This is a genomic window from Pseudomonas asplenii (assembly GCF_001293465.1).
GTDB lineage: Bacteria > Pseudomonadota > Gammaproteobacteria > Pseudomonadales > Pseudomonadaceae > Aquipseudomonas > Aquipseudomonas fuscovaginae_B.
Window position 1 is genome coordinate 1 of record NZ_JSYZ01000067.1, and the last position, 907, is coordinate 907.

General features: G+C 61.4%; 1 protein-coding gene and 1 pseudogene. Both read left to right on the plus strand.

Annotated features, from left to right (window positions below):
- Positions 1-113 precede the first annotated feature (113 nt).
- Positions 114-458 (plus strand): phage holin family protein, encoded by a 345-nt coding sequence (locus tag PF66_RS31650; RefSeq protein ID WP_054064910.1) that lies wholly within the window; start codon positions 114-116, stop codon positions 456-458.
- Positions 459-653: 195 nt separating this feature from the next.
- Positions 654-907: pseudogene (locus tag PF66_RS31655) on the plus strand (terminase small subunit); the annotation flags it as partial.

Here is a 907-nt window from a genome sequence, read left to right on the forward strand (position 1 = left end):
GAATCGACCTGTAAAAAGTAGTCATCTTCGATAGGTGCGACCGCATGATGCGGCAGGCACTCCACACCAAACCCGGCCATTGCGCCGGGTTTTTGCGTTTAAGGGGCAGGAGAATGACGAACGAGCAGCAGGCGTTGATTGAGATGCCGATCTGGATGGTGATTGTGCTGTCGCTGGTCGGTGGGGTTTCGGGGGAGGCATGGCGGGCTGACAAGGCTGGCATGCGAGGGTGGCCGCTGATGCGGCGCCTCGCGCTTCGCTCCGGTGCCTGCGTTGTCTGCGGGTTGTCGACCATGATGCTGCTGAACGCAGCCGGGGTTTCGATCCTGGCGGCGGGCAGCATCGGGTGCATCACCGCGATGGCCGGCGCCGATGTGGCGATCGGGCTGTACGAACGCTGGGCCGCGAAGCGCCTGGGCGTCTGTGATGTGCCGCCGGTCGACAGTGGACAGGGGTGATGGGCTGGAGGCCACGTAATCCGTGGCTTTCACCGATTCGCACCAAAAAAGGGCGCCGGGGACCCTGCCAAAGTGGCCCGGACACGGGACCGGGGACCCGCGGGAAAGCGTTAGCGAATGGGTTCCCAGCTTACTGAAATTCAACCCGTTGAAATTGAAAGGAATCCATTGAAAAGCCGTTGAAAAGGAGGGCTTATGGCAGATTCTTTGTACCTGTCAAAGAGCGCCTTCGCGGCGCGGATCGGTCGGTCGCCGAGTTACATCACCTGGTTGAAAAACAACAACCGCCTGGTGATTGCGCCGGATGGCAAACAGATCGATGTCCTGGCGACCGAGGCACTCATTCTTGAGACCGCTGACCCCAGCAAGGCCGCCGTCGCGGCTCGCCACCACCAAGAACGGCTCCAGCGGGACGTTTACAGCCAACTCTCGACCCTCGCCGAGCCGAC